Source organism: Mesorhizobium sp. M8A.F.Ca.ET.161.01.1.1, from assembly GCF_004792105.1.
GTDB lineage: Bacteria > Pseudomonadota > Alphaproteobacteria > Rhizobiales > Rhizobiaceae > Mesorhizobium.
Map to the genome: position 1 here is coordinate 1 of NZ_SRTD01000241.1, position 341 is coordinate 341.

A 341-nucleotide genomic window follows, 5' to 3' on the forward strand; every position below is an offset into this window, starting at 1 on the left:
TCTGCGGCGCTTGAAATCCACCCGTGGGGAGCGACCACCGCGAGCTGGGAAAAGCCGGATATGATCACCATGGATATAGATCCCGCCGAGGATGTCTCCTGGGAGAATGTGATAGAGGCGGCGCTCGAACTGAAGCGGCGTTTTGAAGCGGCGGGTCTGGCAGCTTTCGTCAAGACATCAGGCGGCAAGGGGCTTCATGTAGTCGCCCCGCTGAAGCCGCAGGCGGGCTGGACGGCCGTCAAGGCATTTGCCAAAGCCGTGGCCGCAGAGATGTCGAAGGCCGAGCCGGAGAGGAATCTCTCGGTCGCAACCAACGCAAAACGCAAAGGCTGGAATTTCAT

At 60.1% G+C, this 341-nt stretch carries 1 pseudogene; it reads left to right on the forward strand.

Annotated features, from left to right (window positions below):
• A pseudogene (locus EN804_RS35520) lies at positions 1–341 on the forward strand (DNA ligase); the annotation flags it as partial.